This window comes from Streptomyces sp. NPDC059718, assembly GCF_042733315.1.
Classification (GTDB): Bacteria; Actinomycetota; Actinomycetes; order Streptomycetales; family Streptomycetaceae; genus Actinacidiphila.
This window is the reverse complement of the sequence record NZ_JBHWGA010000001.1, coordinates 1-18,320: the sequence shown is the minus strand read 5'-3', so window position 1 is coordinate 18,320 and position 18,320 is coordinate 1. Positions and strand designations below refer to the sequence as shown.

Annotated in this window: 17 protein-coding genes; 5 read left to right on the top strand and 12 right to left on the bottom strand. The window is 72.1% G+C overall.

Translation table 11 applies throughout. From position 1 onward, the window contains the following. The first annotated feature begins 92 nt into the window (after positions 1-92). Positions 93-860, top strand: coding sequence for a DUF4097 family beta strand repeat-containing protein (locus ACFV3E_RS00085; RefSeq protein ID WP_500532665.1), 768 nt, complete (start codon positions 93-95; stop codon positions 858-860). Between the two features lie 90 nt (positions 861-950). Then, positions 951-2,192 carry a hypothetical protein gene (locus tag ACFV3E_RS00080; RefSeq protein WP_500532664.1) on the top strand — a complete coding sequence of 414 codons (1,242 nt, stop codon included), beginning with the start codon at positions 951-953 and terminating at the stop codon, positions 2,190-2,192. A 93-nt stretch (positions 2,193-2,285) separates the two neighbouring features. Here the strand turns inward: ACFV3E_RS00080 and ACFV3E_RS00075 are convergent, their stop codons facing one another. From ACFV3E_RS00075 to ACFV3E_RS00065, 3 genes are all read right to left on the bottom strand, one after another. Further along, positions 2,286-3,509 (bottom strand): phosphotransferase, encoded by a 1,224-nt coding sequence (locus ACFV3E_RS00075; protein ID WP_500532663.1) that lies wholly within the window; start codon positions 3,507-3,509, stop codon positions 2,286-2,288. A 63-nt stretch (positions 3,510-3,572) separates the two neighbouring features. Then, positions 3,573-3,797, bottom strand: coding sequence for an FmdB family zinc ribbon protein (locus tag ACFV3E_RS00070; RefSeq protein ID WP_499511677.1), 225 nt, complete (start codon positions 3,795-3,797; stop codon positions 3,573-3,575). 20 nt (positions 3,798-3,817) lie between these two features. After that, positions 3,818-4,477 (bottom strand): O-methyltransferase, encoded by a 660-nt coding sequence (locus tag ACFV3E_RS00065; RefSeq protein WP_500532662.1) that lies wholly within the window; start codon positions 4,475-4,477, stop codon positions 3,818-3,820. A 22-nt stretch (positions 4,478-4,499) separates the two neighbouring features. On the opposite strand from ACFV3E_RS00065, the gene ACFV3E_RS00060 reads away from it, so the two are divergent. Then, positions 4,500-5,144 carry a nucleoside/nucleotide kinase family protein gene (locus ACFV3E_RS00060; protein ID WP_500532661.1) on the top strand — a complete coding sequence of 215 codons (645 nt, stop codon included), beginning with the start codon at positions 4,500-4,502 and terminating at the stop codon, positions 5,142-5,144. Here the strand turns inward: ACFV3E_RS00060 and ACFV3E_RS00055 are convergent. The 3 genes from ACFV3E_RS00055 to ACFV3E_RS00045 are packed head-to-tail and all read right to left on the bottom strand — an operon-like array spanning position 5,125 to position 9,583. Beyond that, the gene (locus tag ACFV3E_RS00055) at positions 5,125-5,952 is read right to left on the bottom strand and encodes an HAD family hydrolase (RefSeq protein ID WP_500369844.1); all 828 of its coding nucleotides are present in this window, start codon (positions 5,950-5,952) and stop codon (positions 5,125-5,127) included. The two genes, ACFV3E_RS00060 and ACFV3E_RS00055, sit on opposite strands and share 20 nt — an antisense overlap. Beyond that, complete coding sequence (locus ACFV3E_RS00050) at positions 5,949-8,387, bottom strand: phosphoribosyltransferase (RefSeq protein ID WP_500532660.1); 2,439 nt, start codon at positions 8,385-8,387, stop codon at positions 5,949-5,951. Before ACFV3E_RS00050 ends, ACFV3E_RS00055 begins: the two co-directional genes overlap by 4 nt. A gap of 29 nt (positions 8,388-8,416) precedes the next feature. Next, positions 8,417-9,583, bottom strand: coding sequence for an HpcH/HpaI aldolase/citrate lyase family protein (locus ACFV3E_RS00045; RefSeq protein WP_500532659.1), 1,167 nt, complete (start codon positions 9,581-9,583; stop codon positions 8,417-8,419). Between the two features lie 229 nt (positions 9,584-9,812). Between ACFV3E_RS00045 and ACFV3E_RS00040 the strand changes: the two genes are divergently transcribed. Beyond that, a complete protein-coding gene (locus ACFV3E_RS00040; protein WP_500532658.1) occupies positions 9,813-10,733 on the top strand; it encodes a TerD family protein in 921 nt (306 codons plus the stop codon). A gap of 25 nt (positions 10,734-10,758) precedes the next feature. Here ACFV3E_RS00040 and ACFV3E_RS00035 read toward each other — a convergent pair whose 3' ends face one another. From ACFV3E_RS00035 to ACFV3E_RS00010, 6 genes are all read right to left on the bottom strand, one after another. Beyond that, positions 10,759-11,490: a TerD family protein gene (locus ACFV3E_RS00035; RefSeq protein WP_500322102.1), complete on the bottom strand. Its 732-nt coding sequence runs from the start codon at positions 11,488-11,490 to the stop codon at positions 10,759-10,761. Positions 11,491-11,573: 83 nt separating this feature from the next. Beyond that, complete coding sequence (locus ACFV3E_RS00030; RefSeq protein WP_500532657.1) at positions 11,574-12,716, bottom strand: DUF475 domain-containing protein; 1,143 nt, start codon at positions 12,714-12,716, stop codon at positions 11,574-11,576. A 16-nt stretch (positions 12,717-12,732) separates the two neighbouring features. Continuing rightward, entirely contained in the window at positions 12,733-13,308 is a 576-nt protein-coding gene (locus ACFV3E_RS00025) for a TerD family protein (protein ID WP_500322098.1), read from the bottom strand. Between the two features lie 62 nt (positions 13,309-13,370). Continuing rightward, a complete protein-coding gene (locus tag ACFV3E_RS00020) occupies positions 13,371-13,946 on the bottom strand; it encodes a TerD family protein (RefSeq protein ID WP_499598660.1) in 576 nt (191 codons plus the stop codon). A gap of 73 nt (positions 13,947-14,019) precedes the next feature. Continuing rightward, on the bottom strand, positions 14,020-14,478 hold the full coding sequence (locus ACFV3E_RS00015; RefSeq protein WP_500532656.1) for a peroxiredoxin: 459 nt from the start codon (positions 14,476-14,478) through the stop codon (positions 14,020-14,022). Positions 14,479-14,616: 138 nt separating this feature from the next. After that, positions 14,617-15,057: a DUF3052 domain-containing protein gene (locus tag ACFV3E_RS00010; RefSeq protein WP_026250565.1), complete on the bottom strand. Its 441-nt coding sequence runs from the start codon at positions 15,055-15,057 to the stop codon at positions 14,617-14,619. 406 nt (positions 15,058-15,463) lie between these two features. On the opposite strand from ACFV3E_RS00010, the gene aceE reads away from it, so the two are divergent. After that, entirely contained in the window at positions 15,464-18,205 is a 2,742-nt protein-coding gene (gene aceE / locus ACFV3E_RS00005) for a pyruvate dehydrogenase (acetyl-transferring), homodimeric type (protein WP_500532655.1), read from the top strand. Positions 18,206-18,320 lie beyond the last annotated feature (115 nt).

Sequence of the window (18,320 nt, the reverse complement as noted above, 5' to 3'; positions counted from 1 at the left end):
GCAACCCCCGGGCGGGGCGGGGGTTTTCCCCACCCCGCTTCCGGTGGGCGGCCTGATTCCGGGCACATCGGACGCTCCGTAGCGTCCTGGGTATGACGAAGAGCACCCGCACGTTGAGGACCCTCGCCGCCGCCGCGGGCGTCGTGGCGCTGATCGGTACGGCGTCCGCCTGCGCGAACGCCTCCGACGACAGCGAGCCGGAGCGCAAGAGCTTCGCGCTCGACGGGAACGAGCTGACCATCGACTCCTCCGACAGCAAGGTGGTGGTGAAACCGGCCGACGTGGACGAGATCCGGGTCACCCGGTGGTTCGACGGCTGGGCCGTGTTCGGTGACACGCCGAAGGCCACCTGGTCGATGCACGGGCACACCCTGACCTTCCGCACCAAGTGCCAGGGCGCCGTGCAGGACTGCTCGGTGCGCCACGAGGTGCTGGTGCCGCGCGGGGTCCGCCTGACGGTGGTCAACGGCGACGGCAGCGTGGAGGCGAGCGGCTTCAGCACCCCGCTGGAGCTCACCACGGGCGACGGCTCGGTGGTCGTCCGGGACGTGACCGGCCCGCTCCGGCTCTCCAGCGGCGACGGCCGGATCGACGCCGGCGGCATCCGCTCCCGCGAGGTCAGCGCCCACACCTCGGACGGCTCGGTGAAGCTGGACTTCGACAAGGTGCCCGACCTCGTCGAGGCGACGAGCGGCGACGGACGGGTCAGCGTCGTGCTGCCCCACCAGAGCTACAAGGTCTCCGCACGCTCCGGCGACGGGCACGTCAGCGTGGACGTCCCCCGCGACGACACCAGCGGCCACGTCGTGACGGTCCGTACGGGCGACGGCTCGGTGAGCGTCACGGAAGCCGGCCGCTGACCGCAACCGCCCGGCCCGTGTATTCGTCCCAGCCAGGTGGGAGACTGGAGCGGACAACCACCGGCGGCGGACCTGCGGGAGAGGGCGACTGTGACGACGGCACGCTCGTGGTGGCGGCGCGGTGACAATCTGCGCGCCGACGCCCAGGCCGCGAAGGACGCCGCCGCCGAGGCGTTCTACGAGCTGGACACCGCCCAGCGCGACCTGGTGATCTCCATAGAGACCATCACCGCCGTCGACAGCTCCCCCGCCGCACGGCGCGCGAGCGACGACTTCCGGGCGCTGGGCGAGCGCATCGACCAGGTCAGCGCCGCCTACATCGCGGCGGTCGACGCCTACGACCTGGACCGCGACGAGTTGGAGGCCGCCACCGCGGCCCGCGCCCGTACCGAGCTCACCAAGGCGAAGGACGACCTGGTCCGCGCCAGGACCGACCTGGACGCCTTCGCGCGGGGGCTCGGCCCGCTGCTGGACAAGGCCGAGACCCAGCTCGCCCGCCTCGCCCCCGCCGTCGAACGGGCCCGCCAGGCCCTGCTCGCCGCGTCCAACGCACTGGACGCCGTACGGGCATCGGGTCTTCGCGCCGACGACCTCGCGGCCCGGCTGGCGGCCCTCGGCCCGGAGCTGACCAAGCTCAACCAGGGCGCCGGCGCGCACGGCGTGCAGGAGACCATCCGGCGCGCCGACGAGGTGCTGCGCACGGCCGAGGCCATCCGCGCGGAGGCCGAACGCCTGCCCGAGCGGGCCCGTGAGATCGACAAGCGGATCGTGTCGCTGCGGACCCGGACCCAGGCCCTGGCGACCCGCACGGAGGGCGTCGACCCGGTCCTGAGCGAGCTGCGCCGCCGGTTCAGCATGGCGTGCTGGCAGGACCTGCAGCACGTGCCGGAACGGGCGACGGAGACCGTGGGCCGCGCGGAGCAGAAGCTCTCGGAGGCGGCGAAGGCCCGCGACGAGCAGCGCTGGCCGGACGCGACGGCCCTGCTCGGCACGGTGCGGGCGCTGCTCGACGACGCCGACGCGGCGGTGTCCGCGGCCGGCGACCGGCTGCGGCGGCTCAACGAGGTCAGCAAGGACCCGCACGGCGAGATCGAGCGGACCCGGTTCGCCGTCCGGGACGCCCAGCGGCTCGCCATGCAGGGCCGTACGACGCCTGAGCAGCGGCACGCGCGCCCCCTCGACGAGGCCGTCGCCCGGCTCGACCGCGCCGTCGACGGACTCCAGGGCCGGCACCCCGACTGGTGGCACTTCCTCACCGAGACCGCCGCGGTGCGCGACGCGGCGACCCGGGTCGTCGCCGCGATCCGCGAGGACCGTGCCTCGGGACGGTAGCCGTACGCGGTGACGGGGCCGTCGGGCGCGGGACAGCCGGGCGGCGGACGGCCGGACCTCCGGCACCCACCCACCGGCACCCGCCCCCCGGCACTACCGCTCGGCGCAGGACAGCGCGGCGCGGATCTCGGCGGCGGGGTCGCCCTCGTGGTAGACCCGCTCGCTCGGTTCGATGTTGTCCAGGAACTCCTGGTAGCGGACGGCGTACAGCAGATGCGCCAGCGGCTCGCCCACCGTGAGCGCCCTCCGGGGGTCGGCCGCGGGCAGCAGTGCCGACCAGGTCCGGACCCAGGCCTCGGCGGCGGCCTCCCAACTGCGTGGGCCGAGGAACTCGCGTGGGCGCAGGCCGTCGAGGACGGGGTGGCCGTAGTGGCTGTCGGCGAAGTCCACCATGACGACGCGCCGCCCGTCGCAACGCCAGTTCCCCGGGTGGAAGTCGCCGTGCACGACGGTGTACGGCAGCCCGCAGGCGTCCAGTTCCGCGACGAGCGCGGGCAGTCGCCCGGCCAGCCGGCGGGCCCGGGTCCGCTCCGCCGGGGTGAGTTCCCGGCCGGCCTCGCCGTCCAGCAGCCGGTGCACCCGGGCGGCCAGGGTGCGTGGTGTGCGGTCGCACAGCCCGGCGGGCGCCGTCGTCGTGGCGAGCGCGGCTTGCGCGGACGCCAGCCGCCGCACGGCGGCCGCCGCGACCCGCGGGGCGGCCCGCCAACAGTCGTCGCCGGGCACGTGCCCGAGCAGCACCCTCCGCCGCGGGGTGTCCGCTGCCAGGACCTCGGGGACGAACGACCGGTCCGCGGCGGCGAAGAGCCCGATGACGGTCGCCTCGCAGGCGTTGAAGCGGGGGCTGGTCGTCTTCAGCCAGGCCGTGCGGCCGTCGCCGGTCGTCATGCGGAACAGCCCGGAGAGGTTCCACGTCCTGACCTGCTCGGCCGTGCCACCGCCCAGCACGCCGTGCGCCCAGGCCAGCGCCTCCCGCAGGCCCGGCGCCGTCGCCCAGTCGGCCCGCAGCGCTTCCGGGCCCGGGAGCGCACGGTCGCCGCCGCGGCCCGCGGGCCCGGGCGGTACTCCGTCGGGCGGCCTGCGCAGGGCCTCGGCGTGGTACGTCACCGCGCCGTCGCGCCCGCCTTCGCCGCCCTCGACCGCGACCAGCCGCAGCACGGCCACCGGCACGCCGAGCAGGGCCTCCAGGCGTGCCACGACCTCCGTGACGTCGGACCACCAAGGGCCCGCGACGGTGAAGGGGCCGCACCCGCCCAGCCGTTCGCCCTCGTACGTCACCACGACGTCGACCACGCGTCCTGCCGCCGGCTGCTGCGTCACCCGGGCAGTGTCCCGCCCGGCGGCGCCGTCCCGCGAACGGTTATCCGGCCCCGCCGCGGCCCGTCAGCCGCAGCAGCCCCCGCCGCAGCAGCCCCCGCCGCCCGCGGCCGGGCGGGGGGCCGCCGCCGCGGAGGCGGCGGCGGTGCCGCCGACCGCGACCGTCGACAGGAGCTTGACGGTGTCGTCGTGCCCGGCGGGGCACTCCGCCGGCGCGGCGGACTCCGCCATCGGCCGGCTCAGCTCGAACGTGGTGCCGCAGGAGCGGCAGCGGTACTCGTAACGGGGCATGGGCACAGATTAACCACGGCTCACAGCTTGCGCGCCAGGGTCAGTCCGTCCGCCACGGTCAGCAGCAGCCCCTCGACGCGCCCGTCGGCCGCGACGCAGTCGTTGAACGCCCGGATCCCCGCCGTGTCACCCGTGGCGCGCGGGTCCACGACCCGTCCGTGGAAGAGCGTGTTGTCGGCGGCGATGATCCCGCCGGGCCGCATCCGCGGCACCAGCTCCTCCCAGTAGTTGACGTAGTTGCCCTTGTCGGCGTCGAGGTAGACCAGGTCGATCCACGGATCGCGCGGCAGCGCCCGCAGCGTGTCCAGGGCGGGCGCGATCCGCAGGTCCACGCGGTCCGCGACACCGGCCTTGGCCCAGGCCTCCCGGGCGACCGCGGTCCACTCCTCGGAGATGTCGCAGGCGATCAGGCGCCCGTCCGCGGGCAGCGCCTGCGCCATGGACAGGGCGGAGAAACCGGTGAAGGTGCCGACCTCCACGACCTGCCGGGCCCCGGTCAGCCGCACCAGGAAGGCCAGCAGCGGACCCTGCTCGCGCGCCGACTGCATGCCCGCCGCGTCACCGAAGCGGGCGTGCGTGATCTCGACCAGTTCCTCCTGGACCGGGTCCAGGGGCGGATTGTGCTCGAGGACGTACGCGTACAGTTCGGGCGTGAGCTGCGGATTCTTGGTCTCGGGCACGGCTGCTCCTTAAGGTGGCGGCATGTACGTGGATGACGTCCTCGCCCTGGTGCCCAGCATGCCAGGCAGGCGGGTGCTCCTGGGGTTGGCGGGCGCGCCCGCGGCGGGCAAGTCGACCCTGGCCCGTTCGCTGGTGGAGGGGGTCGACGCGCGGCTCGGGGCGGGTACGGCCGCGTACGTGCCGATGGACGGCTTCCACCTCTCCAACGCCCAGCTGGACCGGCTCGGACTGCGCGGCCGCAAGGGCGCGCCGGAGACCTTCGACGTGGACGGCTACGTCCATCTGCTGCGGCGGCTGCGCTCGTGGCAGGGCCGCGCCGTCTACGCGCCGGACTTCGACCGGGACCTCGACGAGCCGGTCGCGGCGGGGATCGCCGTACTCCCGCAGGCCCGGCTGGTGGTGACGGAGGGGAACTACCTGGCCGACGACGGCGCCGGCTGGCACGAGGTCAGGGACCTGCTGGACGAGCTGTGGTTCGTCGAGGCCGACCCCGAGGTGCGTGAGGACCGGCTGCTGGCCCGGCATGTGACGGGCGGTCGCACGGAGGCGGAGGCCCGGGCCTTCATCGAGGCCAGCGAACGGCCGAACGCGCTGCGCGTCGAGTCGACGCGCAGCGCGTGCACCCGGGTGGTACGGACCGGCGGGGTCAGCGGCGCGCCACGCTGAGCATCCGGCGCAGGATCTCCTCCCCCGCCGCGACGCCGGGCAGGGTCAGCGCGTCGACGTGCGGCGCGCCCCAGCCGGTGTCGGCGAGTTCGCCGTGGCCGGGACGCCAGGCGGTGTGGGCGGCGAGCAGCAGCTCCGCGTCCAGCAGGGAGTCGCCCGCGGCGAGGACGTGGTCGGCGCCGGTGCGGCGGACGACCTCGGCCAGCGCCGCGGACTTGGTGAGCGGCTTGGGCACGGCGTAGACCTTGCGGCCCTGCAGCGAGACCGTCCAGCCGCGCTCCTCCGCCCATTCGGCGAGGTCCTTCACCCAGCGCTCGGGCAGCAGCGACCGCTCCACGACCAGGTAGACGAACAGGTCCTCGGCGACGCGTTCCTTGCGCAGCCAGGACTCGTCGGAGGTGCGGGCCATGAACTCGCGGACCTCGGCCAGCGGCGCGCAGCCCTCGTCGAGGCGGCGGCGCATCTCGGCGTTCCAGTCGTGGTCGGTGTGGCCCTTGACCAGGATGTGCCCGCCGTTGGCGCAGATCGCGTACCGGGGCACGGGGCCCGGCAGGTTGATGCGCCGGTACTGCTTGCGGGTGCGGGTCGTCGCCGGGACGAACTCGGCGGCGGCCGCGAGCCGCTGGATCAGCGCGGCGGCGTTCTCGGTCATGAAGGACAGCGGCCGGCCCTCGTGCACCTCGACGCACAGCAGCCGCGGCGCCTCCTCGTCGGCCATGGACAGGGCCAGGGCCGACGGCGAGTAGATGAGGGTGCGGTCCAGGTCGCTGGCTACGAGGGACTTCACGATCTCCGGGCGCTGCTTCACTTGGCCTCCACCGCCTTGCCGTCCGTGCCGGTCGCGCCCCGGGTGAAGCGCGGGTGGATCAGCCCGACGCACGAGTACGGCAGGTCGTCCACCTCCTCCACCGGGACGCCGCGCTGCTCGGCGAGCAGCCGGATGTGCGCCAGGTCCTGTCCCGCGCCGCGCCGGGCCAGCACCCGCCACGGCACGCGGCGCAGCAGCACCCGGGTGGTCTCGCCGACGCCCGGCTTGACCAGGTTGACGTCCCCGATCCCGTACTCCTCGCTGATCCGCTCGACCGCGGCCCAGCCCTCCCAGGTGGGCGTGCGGTCGCCGGCCTGGAGCTCCTTGACGTCCCGGGCGACCTCGTCGTTCACGGCGGCGAAGCGGGCCGCGACCTCGTCCAGGAAGAGGCCGGAGACGTCCGAGCCGGCCAGCTCGCGGTAGAACTTGGCGCCGTGGAACTCGTCGGGGCCGATCAGGTCCGCGCGCAGCACGGTGCGCGAGACGAGGCCGGAGACCGTGGAGTTCAGGCACGCGGACGGGATGAGGAAGTCGTCGCGGGTGCCGAAGGTGCGGACGCACGACCCGGGGTCGGCGAGCACCGCGATCTCCGGGTCGAAGCCCCCGTACGGGGCCACGGCGTCGGCCAGTTCGCGGGTGATGGCGCCCTTACCGGTCCAGCCGTCCACGAACACCGCCCGCGCGGGGTCGTGGTGCTCCGCCAGCCAGCGCAGGGCGGTGGTGTCGATGCCCCGGCCGCGGACGATGGACACGGCGTAGTGCGGCAGGTCCAGGCCGTGCGCGTGCCGGGCCCAGCGGCGCATCAGCACGCCGACCGGGGTGCCCGCCCGGGCCAGCGACACCAGGACGGCGTCCGGGCCGCGTTCGGCGAGCACCAGCTCGGTCACGGCACCGACGGCGCGGGCGATCCGGCCCGCGGATTCCGCCAGCGCGACCCGGAACAGCTCCTGGTACTCCGCGCTGGGCTGGTACTCGACGGGCAGCGACTCCGCGTAGTGCGCCCCGCCGCTCTGGATCGCCTCCTCGCGCTCCTCGGTCGGCGCCTCCAGTTCGGTCTCGGAGAGGTCCTTCAGCAGCCAGCCGACCTCGTCGGGCGCGTACGAGGAGAACGCGGGCCCGCGCAGCGGCTCCGGGAGCGTCGGGGCGGGCGGGCGGGGTTCGTACGAGGGGACCACGGCCAGCAGGAGCCTTTCGGTGTGACCGGCGAGCTGCGCGAGCAGCCCTCCGGGGGCGTGCAGGGCGGGCGTGTCGCCCGCGCTGTCCACGACGGCGACGATCGCGTCGAAGCCCGCGCCCGCCACGTTGTACGCGTAGCGCTCGCCCGGGCCGTCCGCCGGGTCGTCGTGGTCGGGGAAGGTGATCCGGGTGCGTATCGCGTACCCCGGGTCGTCCACGGCCAGGACCGGGGAACGCGTCGTCGTGGAGAACCGCACCTCCGCGGCGGGCAGGGCGTCCTGCAGTGCCCGTGCCAGCCGCAGCGGGGCGTACATGAGCTCCTCGTTGCCGAGCACGAGGACGCGGGGTGCCGGGGCGTCCCCGGCGCCGTCGCGGTCGCCGGGCGGGCGCAGGCCCTCCGCCAGACGGGCCGCCATCGCGGGCAGCGCCGTCTCCAGCCGCACGCGGTGCGCGGGTGTGAAGCCGTGCCGGCCGCCGTCGGGCAGCCCGGCGGGCCAGTCCAGACGCACCCGCTGGGGTGCCGCGCCCCCGGCCGGGCGGATGGGCTCGGCGGCGCCGTGCGCGGCGACCAGCGCCCGGCCGCGCTCCAGCACCCCGTCCGGGAGGACGACGGTGCCCGAGGCCAGGGCGAGCACGTCGACGCCCGCGCCCAGCTCCGCCGCGAACCGGGTGAGCAGTGCGCGGTCGGCCTCCGAGCGCATGTCGACCAGGGCGACCACGACGTACCGGCGGCGCGGGTAGCGGGCGTGCAGCGCCCGCACCGTGTTGAGCACCGTCCGGCCGGTGGAGAACTCGTCGTCGACCAGCACCAGCGGCCCGTCCCCGGCCAGCAGGCCGGTGTCCTCCGGCAGCAGCAGGTGCGAGGTCGCGTGGCTGTGCTCCTCCTCGAAGCCGCCGACCGGCTCGGCCCCGGGGACCGGGCGTCGCGTGGAGTGCAGGTACGGGGCGGTGCCGACACCGTCGGCCACGGCGTGCCCGAGGCCCGTCGCGGTCTCGGCGTAGCCGAGCACCACGGCCCGGGCCGCCTCGTCCTCGCCCAGAAGCTCCCGCACGCGCACCCCGAGCCCGTACCCGGCGTCGTAGACGACGTGCGGGCGCTGCGGCACGTGCTTGCCCAGCACGTTGGAGACGAGCAGGTGCGCCCGCTTGGGGTTGCGGCGCAGGGCGAGGCCGAGCAGACCGCTCAGGCCGTCCCCCCGCAGGGTGACCCCGAGCCGGTCGGCGACCCACTGCCCGGACCAGACGTGCTCCGCTGCCATGCCTTCGGCACTCTCCCTCTCGTTGCCGGTCACGACGGCACGCACGCGGAGAGCAGCTCGACGAAGCCGATCTCCTCCCGCGCCACGCCGAAGACCTCGGCGCGCCGCACGGTGCGCTCGGCCCAGGCGCGGTGCGGCTTCACCTCGTTCATCTTGTTCGTGTAGGCCGAGCGCAGCACGCCCCCGCCGCTGCGGTCCTCGTGCAGTATGTCGACGGCGTCGCTCCACTCCTCGTGGGAGACGACGCTGAGCGCGTGCACGGGCTGGACGTGCGAGGGGTGGATGCAGGTCTTGCCCTGCAGGCCGTTCGTCCGGTCCAGTTCGATCTCGCGCAGCAGCCCGTCCATGTCCCGCTGGATGAGGGCCTCGCGCAGGTCGACGGCCTCGGGGACGAAGGGGCTCTGCCGCAGCAGCGGCTTGAACATGCGCTCGGAGTGCTTGAAGTACTCCCAGACCGGTCCGGTGATGGTGAAGCCGGTGCCGTCGGCGCGCCCGAGGACGTTGACCACGTCGGCGATGATCGAGGCGACGATGCGGACGTCGTAGGCGGTCATGTCGGGCGAGCGGCGCAGCCCGTAGGCGGAGCAGAAGTCGGTGACGCCGAGCCGCAGCGCGAGCACGCGGTCGCGGTACTTGTCGACGGTCCGGGAGATGCCGTACAGCGTCTCGGTGCGGGACTCCAGGTGGAGCAGCTGCGGGGACTCCAGGACCGGCATCGCGTACAGCCGCCGCCCGCAGTCCGCCTCGGCGGCGGCGAGGGCCTCCAGGAAGGAGACCCCGGACTCCTCGGTGAACTTGGGGAGCACGAATCCGGAGAGCAGGGACACGTCGTCGCCGAGCCGGCGCACGAGGTCGGTGATCTGGCCGGGGGTGCGGACCCGTATGAAGAGCAGCGGGGGGTCGCCGTCGGGGATCCGGTGGGCGAGATCGCCGAACTGGCGGACCAGGTTCTCCTCCGCGGCCTCGACCTCCCGGTCGTCGATGGAGTCCTCCAGGCACAGCACCATCGACACCACACCGCGCGCGGCCTGCTTGAGCACGTCGTCCGCGAGCCTCGACCGGGTCGCCGGGCAGTAGAGGGTGGCGCCGAGGGCGACGGCGAGCGTGCCGGCCGACGAGGCCGCGGTGAACTCGGCGGGCTCCCGGTGGAAGAGCTCGTTCCGTACGTCCGGCGCGAGGTGCCCGAAGTGGCGCATGCTTTCCCCCGTGGCAGGTGGTGGTGGTTGGAGAGGTGGGAAGCGTCCCCCGACGCCGTGGCCGATTATCGTACGTGCGAGCCCCCTGCGGACGTTCCCGGCGTACGTGAAAATCAGGTAACCCCCTCGGGTCCGGTACGTGTCGCCCTGTCCCCATCTTTCCGCGCCGGCGCACCCGCCGTACGCCCCGCGTTGTGGGCGCGGCCCCCGGGAGGGCAGGATTACGCGCATGACGCAGGCGATGGTGAAGGGCTCCAACATCCCGGTGACGGCCTCGGGGGTGCGGGCGGTGCTCCGCTGGAGCCCGGGGGCGGGTGTGCCGGACGTCGACGCCTCGGCGCTGCTGCTGGGTGCGGACGGCCAGGTGCGCTCGGACGAGGACTTCATCTTCTACAACCAGCCACGGCACCCGGGCGGCGCCGCCCGGCACCTGCCCAAGCGCAGCGAGCCGGCCGGACTGACGGACGCCGTCGAGGTGGACCTGGCCGCACTCGAGGCGGGCGTGGACCGGGTGGTCGTCGCGGCCTCCGCGGACGGCGGCCCCTTCGCCCTCGTCTCCGACCTGACGGTGCTGCTCTACGACACGGCCGCGGGCTCCGACGCCGAGCCGCTGGCGGTCTTCGACGTCGTCCCGGACACCGGCGACGAGTCGGCGCTGATCTGCGGCGAGCTGTACCGCAGGGCGGGTGGCTGGAAGTTCCGCGCGCTGGGGCAGGGCTACGCCTCGGGGCTGGAGGCGCTCGCCACCGAGTTCGGCATCACCGTCGAGGAGGGCGACCTCGACGAGGCGCCGCCGCCGCGGCCGGAGGGCGAGGCGGCCTCGGTGCCGCAGCCCGTGCCGCCGACCGTCCTGACCACCGAGCCGCCCGACGCGTACACCCTGCAGGCCCCCGCGCCGGTGCCCCCGCAGCCCACCGCGCCGCCCGCCTACGGCTACCCGCAGGAGCCGCAGCCGACGGTGGCGGCCCCGGCGTACGGCTACCCGCAGGAGCCCCAGCCGACGGTGGCCGCACCGGCCTACGGCTACCCGCCGCAGCAGCCCGCGCCGACCGCGGCCGCCCCCGCCCCCGCCCCCGCGTACGGCTATCCGCAGCCGATGCAGGGGTTCCGGCTGCCGCCGATGGGCCCGCAGTTCCAGGAACGCCGCTGAGCGCGCCCGGTACGGGGCCGCGCGGTCAGACCTTGGTCTTGTAGCCGCGGCCCCACTGCAGGCCCCAGCCGTACAGCCGGTCGAGCTCGGCCTGGAAGCCGTAGACGTACTTCACCTCGCGGCGCACGGTCAGGTCGCCCTTCTTGTTCTCGATGAGCACCACGGCGCACGAGCGGGCCTGCGGCTCGCGCTCGTCCAGCAGGATCTCGATCCGCGGGCCCGAGCTGGGGAAGATCTCCACCTTGGCGTGGGTGCGGTCGAAGGCGGGCGTGCCGTCGTAGATGTAGACGAAGACGAGCATGCGCTTGAACTCGTCGTGCTTGTCGAGGTTGATGTAGAGCGTCTCGCCGGACGAGCCGCCGAAGCGGTCGTCGCCGGTCATCTGGATGTACGGCGGGGCGTCGAGGTCGCCGAGGAAGTTGCCGAGCGGCTGGACGACGCCCTTGGTGCCGTCCGCGAGCTCGTACATGCACGCCAGGTCGAGGTCGACGTTGACCATGGCGGGGCCGGCGGCCTGCACGGGCTCCGGCTTGAACAGGTGCATCTGGCGGCTCAGCCACGAGCCGCTGCGCTGGTTCCAGCCGCCGGTGTCGGAGGTGCGCATCTGCCAGGACAGGTTGATGCGCAGGTTGCCGACGGCCGCGCCCTGCTTGGACAGCGAGACGACCTGGTGCCGCCTGGTGAGCTCGATGGTGTGCGCGTTCGCCATGTCGAACTGCGCGTTGAAGCCGCCGCTCGGCCGCAGGAAGTTCCACATGTCCGTCCGTCCCCTGCACGCAGGCCGCCCCCCGCCGGGTCGGCGGGGGGCGGCGTGACCCGAATGTCGTGACGAGACGGGGGTCAGACCCCGCTCGTCACCTCCGCTTTGTCGTCCCGCTGCTCGGAGCTTTCCCCGAGACGGCGGTTTCGCACCACCGACGACCAGTAGGAGGCGCCGATCAGGACGACGCCGATGAGGCCGGTGATGACCTCGTTGATCTCGAACTTGATGGTGACCAGGAGGATGACCGCCAGCGCGCCGATCGCGTAGTGCGCGCCGTGCTCCAGGTAGACGTAGTCGTCCAGGGTGCCCTTGCGGACCAGGAACACGGTGAGCGACCGGATGTACATCGCACCGATGCCGAGGCCGAGGGCGATGATGAAGATGTCGTTGGAGATCGCGAACGCGCCGATGACGCCGTCGAAGGAGAACGACGCGTCGATGACCTCCAGGTAGAGGAAGAGGAAGAACGCCGCCTTGCCCGCCAGGCCCACGGCCGAGGCGCCGCTGCCGGCCGGCTTGCCGCCCGCGCTCCGCTCCTCGAGCTCCTCGTCGGCCTCGTCGGCCTCGTCCTCCAGCTTGTCCTCGAAGTAGCTCGAGACGCCGCCGACGACGAGGTACGTGATGAGGCCGCCGATCCCGGCGAGCAGCACCGTGGAGGACTTGTCGCCACCGCCGTGCGAGACGTCCGTGGCGAGCGTGGTGGCGGTGATCAGCAGGGCGACCAGGGCGACGACGACGGAGAGCGTGTCGAGCTTGCCGAGCTTGGAGAGCGGCTTCTCCAGCCAGGCGAGCCACTTGTGCTCACGCTCCTCGAAGATGAAGTCGAGGAAGATCATCAACAGGAACATCCCGCCGAACGCGGCGATCGCCGGGTGCGCGGACGTGACGAGGTGCTCGTACTGTTCCTTGTTGTTGATCGCCAGGTCGATGGCCTCGATGGGCCCGATCTTCGCCGTGATCGACACGATGATGATCGGGAAGACCAGGCGCATGCCGAAGACGGCGATCAGAATGCCGATGGTGAGGAAGATCTTCTGCCAGAAGGCATTCATCTTCCGCAGGATGCCGGCGTTGATCACCGCGTTGTCGAAGGAGAGCGAGATCTCCAGCACCGACAGGATGGCGACGAGGGCAAGCCCCTCCGCACCCCACAGGAAACCGGCGAGGGCGAGGCCGGCGGCGGTGACACCGAACGACCAGCCGAAAGTTCGGAGGAGCACTGGATATCCAATCCCTTTACGAAACGTTGACCCCAAAGTCTAGGGCGATGCCCCGGAGGCCTGATGCATACCCCTGGCCAACGGCTCGGAACTTCCATTCGCCGCCGTACCGGTACAGCTCTCCGAAGATCATCGCCGTTTCGCTGGAGGCGTCCTCGGAGAGGTCGTAGCGCGCCAGTTCGCTCTGGTCGGTCTGGTTGACCACCCGGATGAAGGCGTTGCTGACCTGGCCGAAGGTCTGGCCGCGGGCGTCGGCGTCGTAGATGGAGACCGGGAAGACGATCTTGTCGACCCGCTCGGGCACGGCCGACAGGTCCACCAGCAGGACCTCGTCGTCGCCGTCGCCGTCGCCGGTCAGGTTGTCGCCGGTGTGCTCGACCGAGCCCTCCGGGCTCTTGAGGTTGTTGTAGAAGACGAAGTACTCGTCGCCGAGCACCCGGCCCGAGGCGCACAGCAGCGCGCTGGCGTCCAGGTCGAAGGGCGCCCCGGTGGTGGAGCGCGCGTCCCAGCCGAGCCCGATCAGCACGTTGGTCAGATTGGGTGCGGCCTTGGTGAGGGAGACGTTGCCCCCCTTGGCGAGCGTCACGCCCATGCTGTTCTCCTCCCCCGCGGGGCTCGCGGTCCGCCGGACGCGGACCGCGAGGCCCCGGCGAATCAGACGTTGACGCCGAAGTCCTGCGCGATGCCGCGCAGGCCGGACGCGTATCCCTGGCCGATGGCCCGGAACTTCCATTCCGCGCCGTGCCGGTACAGCTCGCCGAAGACCATCGCCGTCTCGGTCGACGCGTCCTCGGTGAGGTCGTAACGGGCCAGTTCCTTGTCGTCGGCCTGGTTGACGACGCGGATGAAGGCGTTGCGGACCTGGCCGAACGACTGCTGGCGGGTCTCGGCGTCGTAGATCGACACCGGGAAGACGATCTTGGCGACCTCGGCCGGCACGCCGGCCAGGTTCACCTTGATCTGCTCGTCGTCCCCCTCGCCCTCACCGGTGATGTTGTCGCCGGTGTGCTCCACGGAGCCGTCGGGGCTCCTGAGGTTGTTGAAGAAGACGAAGTGCTGGTCGGAGAGGACCTTGCCCTCCGTACCGGTGAGCAGGGCACTGGCGTCGAGGTCGAAGTCCGCGCCCGTGGTGGTGCGGGCGTCCCAGCCGAGGCCGACGATGACGGCCGTGAGGTTGGGGGCCTCCTTCGTCAGCGATACGTTGCCACCCTTGCTGAGGCTGACTCCCACGGGTCCTCCCATGTCATCGCGTGCTGCTCGTATCAGGATCAACGCCCTGAGGTTAGTACCCGGTTCCCCAGGACTACAGGGCTTCGAGCGCCTTGACGTACTCGTTCAGGTCACGGGCGTCCGGCAGGCCGTTGACGACGGTCCAGCGGACCACGCCCTCCTTGTCGATGACGAAGGTGCCGCGCACCGCGCAGCCCTTGTCCTCGGCGAAGACGCCGTAGGCCCGGGAGACCTCGCCGTGCGGCCAGAAGTCGGACAGCAGCGGGTACTCCAGGCCCTCCTGCTCGGAGAAGACGCGCTGGGTGTGCATCGAGTCGTTGGAGACCGCGAGCAGCTGGACCTCGTCGTTCTGGAAGGCCGGCAGCTCGTCGCGGAGCGCGCACAGCTCGCCCGTGCAGACCCCGGTGAAGGCGAAGGGGAAGAAGAGCAGGACGACGTTCCTGGAGCCCTGGAAGTCGGACAGCCGCACGGTCCGGCCGTGCTGGTCCCGCAGCTCGAAGTCGGGGGCCTTTTCGCCTACGGCGAGCGTCATGGTGGACACACCTCTCCGGTGACGGTGACGGGACCCGCGGCGCGGGCCCCGCGGCCAGTCTCGCACCGCCCCGCCGGGGCAACGCGAGGCGCCCCCGCGACGCTCGGTCGCGGGGGCGCGTTGCCGGTCAGGAACGCCTCAGCGCTTGCCGGCCTTCGCCGTCTTGGGGGTCACCAGTCGACTGGCGGTCCAGTCCTTGGAGACGTTGACACTGCTGGTCTGAGCCAGGCCGGCGGTCTGCGCGGCCTCTCCGATGTCACTCGGCTCGACGTGCCCGTCACGGCCGGTCTTCGGGGTCATGAGCCAGATCTGGGCGCCCTCATCGATGGCGGACGTGGCGTCGACCAGGGCGTCGGTCAGATCGCCGTCATCATCACGGAACCAGAGGATGACGCCGTCGGCGACGTCGTCGTACTCCTCGTCCGCGAGCTCTTCGCCCGTGATCCCCTCAATACCCTCACGGAGCTCGTGATCGACGTCATCGTCGTAGCCGAGCTCCTGGACCACCTGTCCGGGCTCAAAACCAAGCCGGCTCGCCGGGTTGGTTTGCTCCTCCGCGTGGCCCGCGGTCGCGCTCACGCTCTGCCTCCTGTCATGGGGGTTGTCTTCCCGCTCCTGTGCGGGGTTATGGGCGGTAGTCCACACGGGCGCGGCGGATCGCGCAAGTACCCAGCCGCCCATCCCGCCCAAACGTTGACGTGTCACCGCAACCCGAACCGTGAGGGGTGACGTGGCTCACTCCACTATGCCAGGGTTTCTCCCGAATCGGGGTTGCGGTCGGTCGTACGTCCGAGTGGGCGTAGAGTTGCGGTTTGGTCGTACGGCCACCGGACAGCCATGCGAGAGCCTCAAGAGGGTCTGGAAGAGGGGTCTGTCTCACTTAGTGGTGGTTACCACTCAGTAGAGATGACGTATCCCGAACGCGCGGTACACGATGGAGGCGGCGCGACCCAGCAGAGCAAGACCCTAGAAGCGAAGGAATAGCGTGGCTTCCGGATCAGATCGCAACCCGATCATCATTGGCGGCCTTCCCAGCCAGGTCCCGGATTTCGATCCCGAGGAGACGGCGGAATGGCTCGACTCGCTTGACGCCGCCATCGACGAGCGCGGACGCGAGCGCGCCCGCTACCTCATGCTCCGCCTGATCGAGCGAGCCCGCGAGCGGCGGGTTGCCGTGCCCGAGATGCGCAGCACGGATTACGTCAACACCATCGCGACCAAGGACGAGCCGTTCTTCCCCGGCAACGAGGACATCGAGCGGCGCATCCTCAACGCGACCCGCTGGAACGCGGCGGTCATGGTGTCCCGGGCGCAGCGTCCGGGTATCGGCGTCGGCGGGCACATCGCCACCTTCGCTTCGTCCGCCTCTCTGTACGACGTGGGCTTCAACCACTTCTTCCGGGGCAAGGACGACGGCAAGGGCGGGGACCAGATCTTCTTCCAGGGCCACGCCTCCCCCGGCGTGTACGCCCGGGCCTTCCTGCTGGACCGGCTCTCCGAGACCCAGCTCGACGCGTTCCGCCAGGAGAAGTCCAAGGCGCCGTACGGCCTGTCGAGCTACCCGCACCCGCGGCTCATGCCGGACTTCTGGGAGTTCCCGACCGTCTCCATGGGCCTCGGCCCGCTGGGCGCGATCTACCAGGCCCGGATGAACCGTTACCTGCAGGCGCGCGGCATCGCCGACACCGAGCAGTCGCACGTGTGGGCCTTCCTCGGCGACGGCGAGATGGACGAGCCGGAGTCGCTCGGCCAGCTGTCCCTGGCCGCCCGTGAGGGCCTGGACAACCTGACCTTCGTCGTCAACTGCAACCTGCAGCGGCTCGACGGCCCGGTGCGCGGCAACGGCAAGATCATCCAGGAGCTGGAGTCGCAGTTCCGCGGCGCCGGCTGGAACGTCATCAAGCTGATCTGGGACCGCACCTGGGACCCGCTGCTCGCGCAGGACCGCGACGGCGTGCTGGTGAACAAGCTCAACACCACGCCCGACGGCCAGTTCCAGACCTACGCCACCGAGACCGGCTCCTACATCCGCGACCACTTCTTCGGTGACGACCACCGGCTGCGCAAGATGGTCGAGGGCCTCACCGACGACCAGGTCCTGCACCTGGGCCGCGGCGGCCACGACCACCGCAAGATCTACGCGGCGTACAAGGCGGCCCGCGAGCACAAGGGCCAGCCGACCGTGATCCTGGCCCAGACCGTCAAGGGCTGGACGCTCGGCCCGAACTTCGAGGGCCGCAACGCGACCCACCAGATGAAGAAGCTGACGGTCGACGACCTCAAGCGCTTCCGCGACCGGCTGCACCTGCCGATCTCCGACAAGGAGCTGGAGTCCGGCGCCCCGCCGTACTACCACCCGGGCCGGAACTCGGAGGAGATCCAGTACATGCACGACCGGCGCAAGGGCCTGGGCGGCTACGTCCCGACCCGCGTCGTGCGCGCCAAGCCGCTGGCACTGCCGGACGACAAGGCCTACGCGGGGACCCGCAAGGGCTCCGGCCAGCAGACGATCGCCACCACGATGGCCTTCGTCCGGCTGCTGAAGGACCTCATGCGGGACAAGGAGATCGGCAAGCGCTTCGTGCCGATCGCCCCCGACGAGTACCGCACCTTCGGCATGGACTCGCTCTTCCCGTCGGCCAAGATCTACAACCCGCTGGGCCAGACGTACGAGTCCGTCGACCGCGAGCTGCTGCTGGCGTACAAGGAGTCCCCGACCGGTCAGATGCTGCACGACGGCATCTCCGAGGCGGGCTGCACCGCCTCGCTGATCGCCGCCGGGTCCTCCTACGCCACGCACGGCGAGCCGCTGATCCCGGTCTACGTCTTCTACTCGATGTTCGGCTTCCAGCGCACCGGCGACCAGTTCTGGCAGATGGCCGACCAGCTGGCGCGCGGCTTCGTGCTCGGCGCCACGGCGGGCCGCACCACCCTCACCGGTGAGGGCCTGCAGCACGCCGACGGCCACTCGCACCTGCTGGCCTCGACCAACCCGGCCGTCGTCGCGTACGACCCCGCGTTCGGCTTCGAGATCGCGCACATCGTCAGGGACGGTCTGCGCCGCATGTACGGCGGGACCCCCGAGGCGAACGAGGACGTCTTCTACTACCTCACCGTCTACAACGAGCCGATCGTGCAGCCGGCCGAGCCGGAGGGCGTGGACACCGAGGGCATCCTCAAGGGCCTGTACAGGTACCGGACCGCCGAGGCGGGCGCGATCCCGGCGCAGATCCTGGCGTCCGGCGTGGCCGTGCCGTGGGCGCTCCAGGCCCAGAAGATCCTCGCCGAGGAGTGGAACGTCCGGGCCGACGTGTGGTCCGCGACCTCCTGGAACGAGCTTCGGCGCGACGCCGTCGAGGCCGAGGAGCACAACCTGCTCCACCCCGAGGAGGAGCAGCGCGTCCCGTACGTGACGCAGAAGCTCAGCGGCTCCGAGGGCCCGTTCGTGGCCGTCTCGGACTGGATGCGGGCCGTCCCGGACCAGATCTCCCGCTGGGTGCCGGGCACCTGGCAGTCCCTCGGTGCCGACGGCTTCGGCTTCGCCGACACCCGTGGCGCGGCGCGCCGGTTCTTCCACATCGACGCCCAGTCGGTGGTCCTCGGCGTGCTCACCGAGCTCGCCAGGGAGGGGAAGATCGACCGCTCCGTGCTGAAGCAGGCGATCGACCGCTACCAGCTGCTCGACGTCGCCGCCGCCGACCCCGGCGCCGCGGGCGGCGACGCGTAACGCCGTCGTCCGGGCCGGGGCCCCGCGGGCTGGTGTCACTGGTCGACGATCTGGAAGGCGCGGACCGTGTGCCGGGACTCCGGGACCCAGGTGCCGGACGGGAACGTCACGAAGT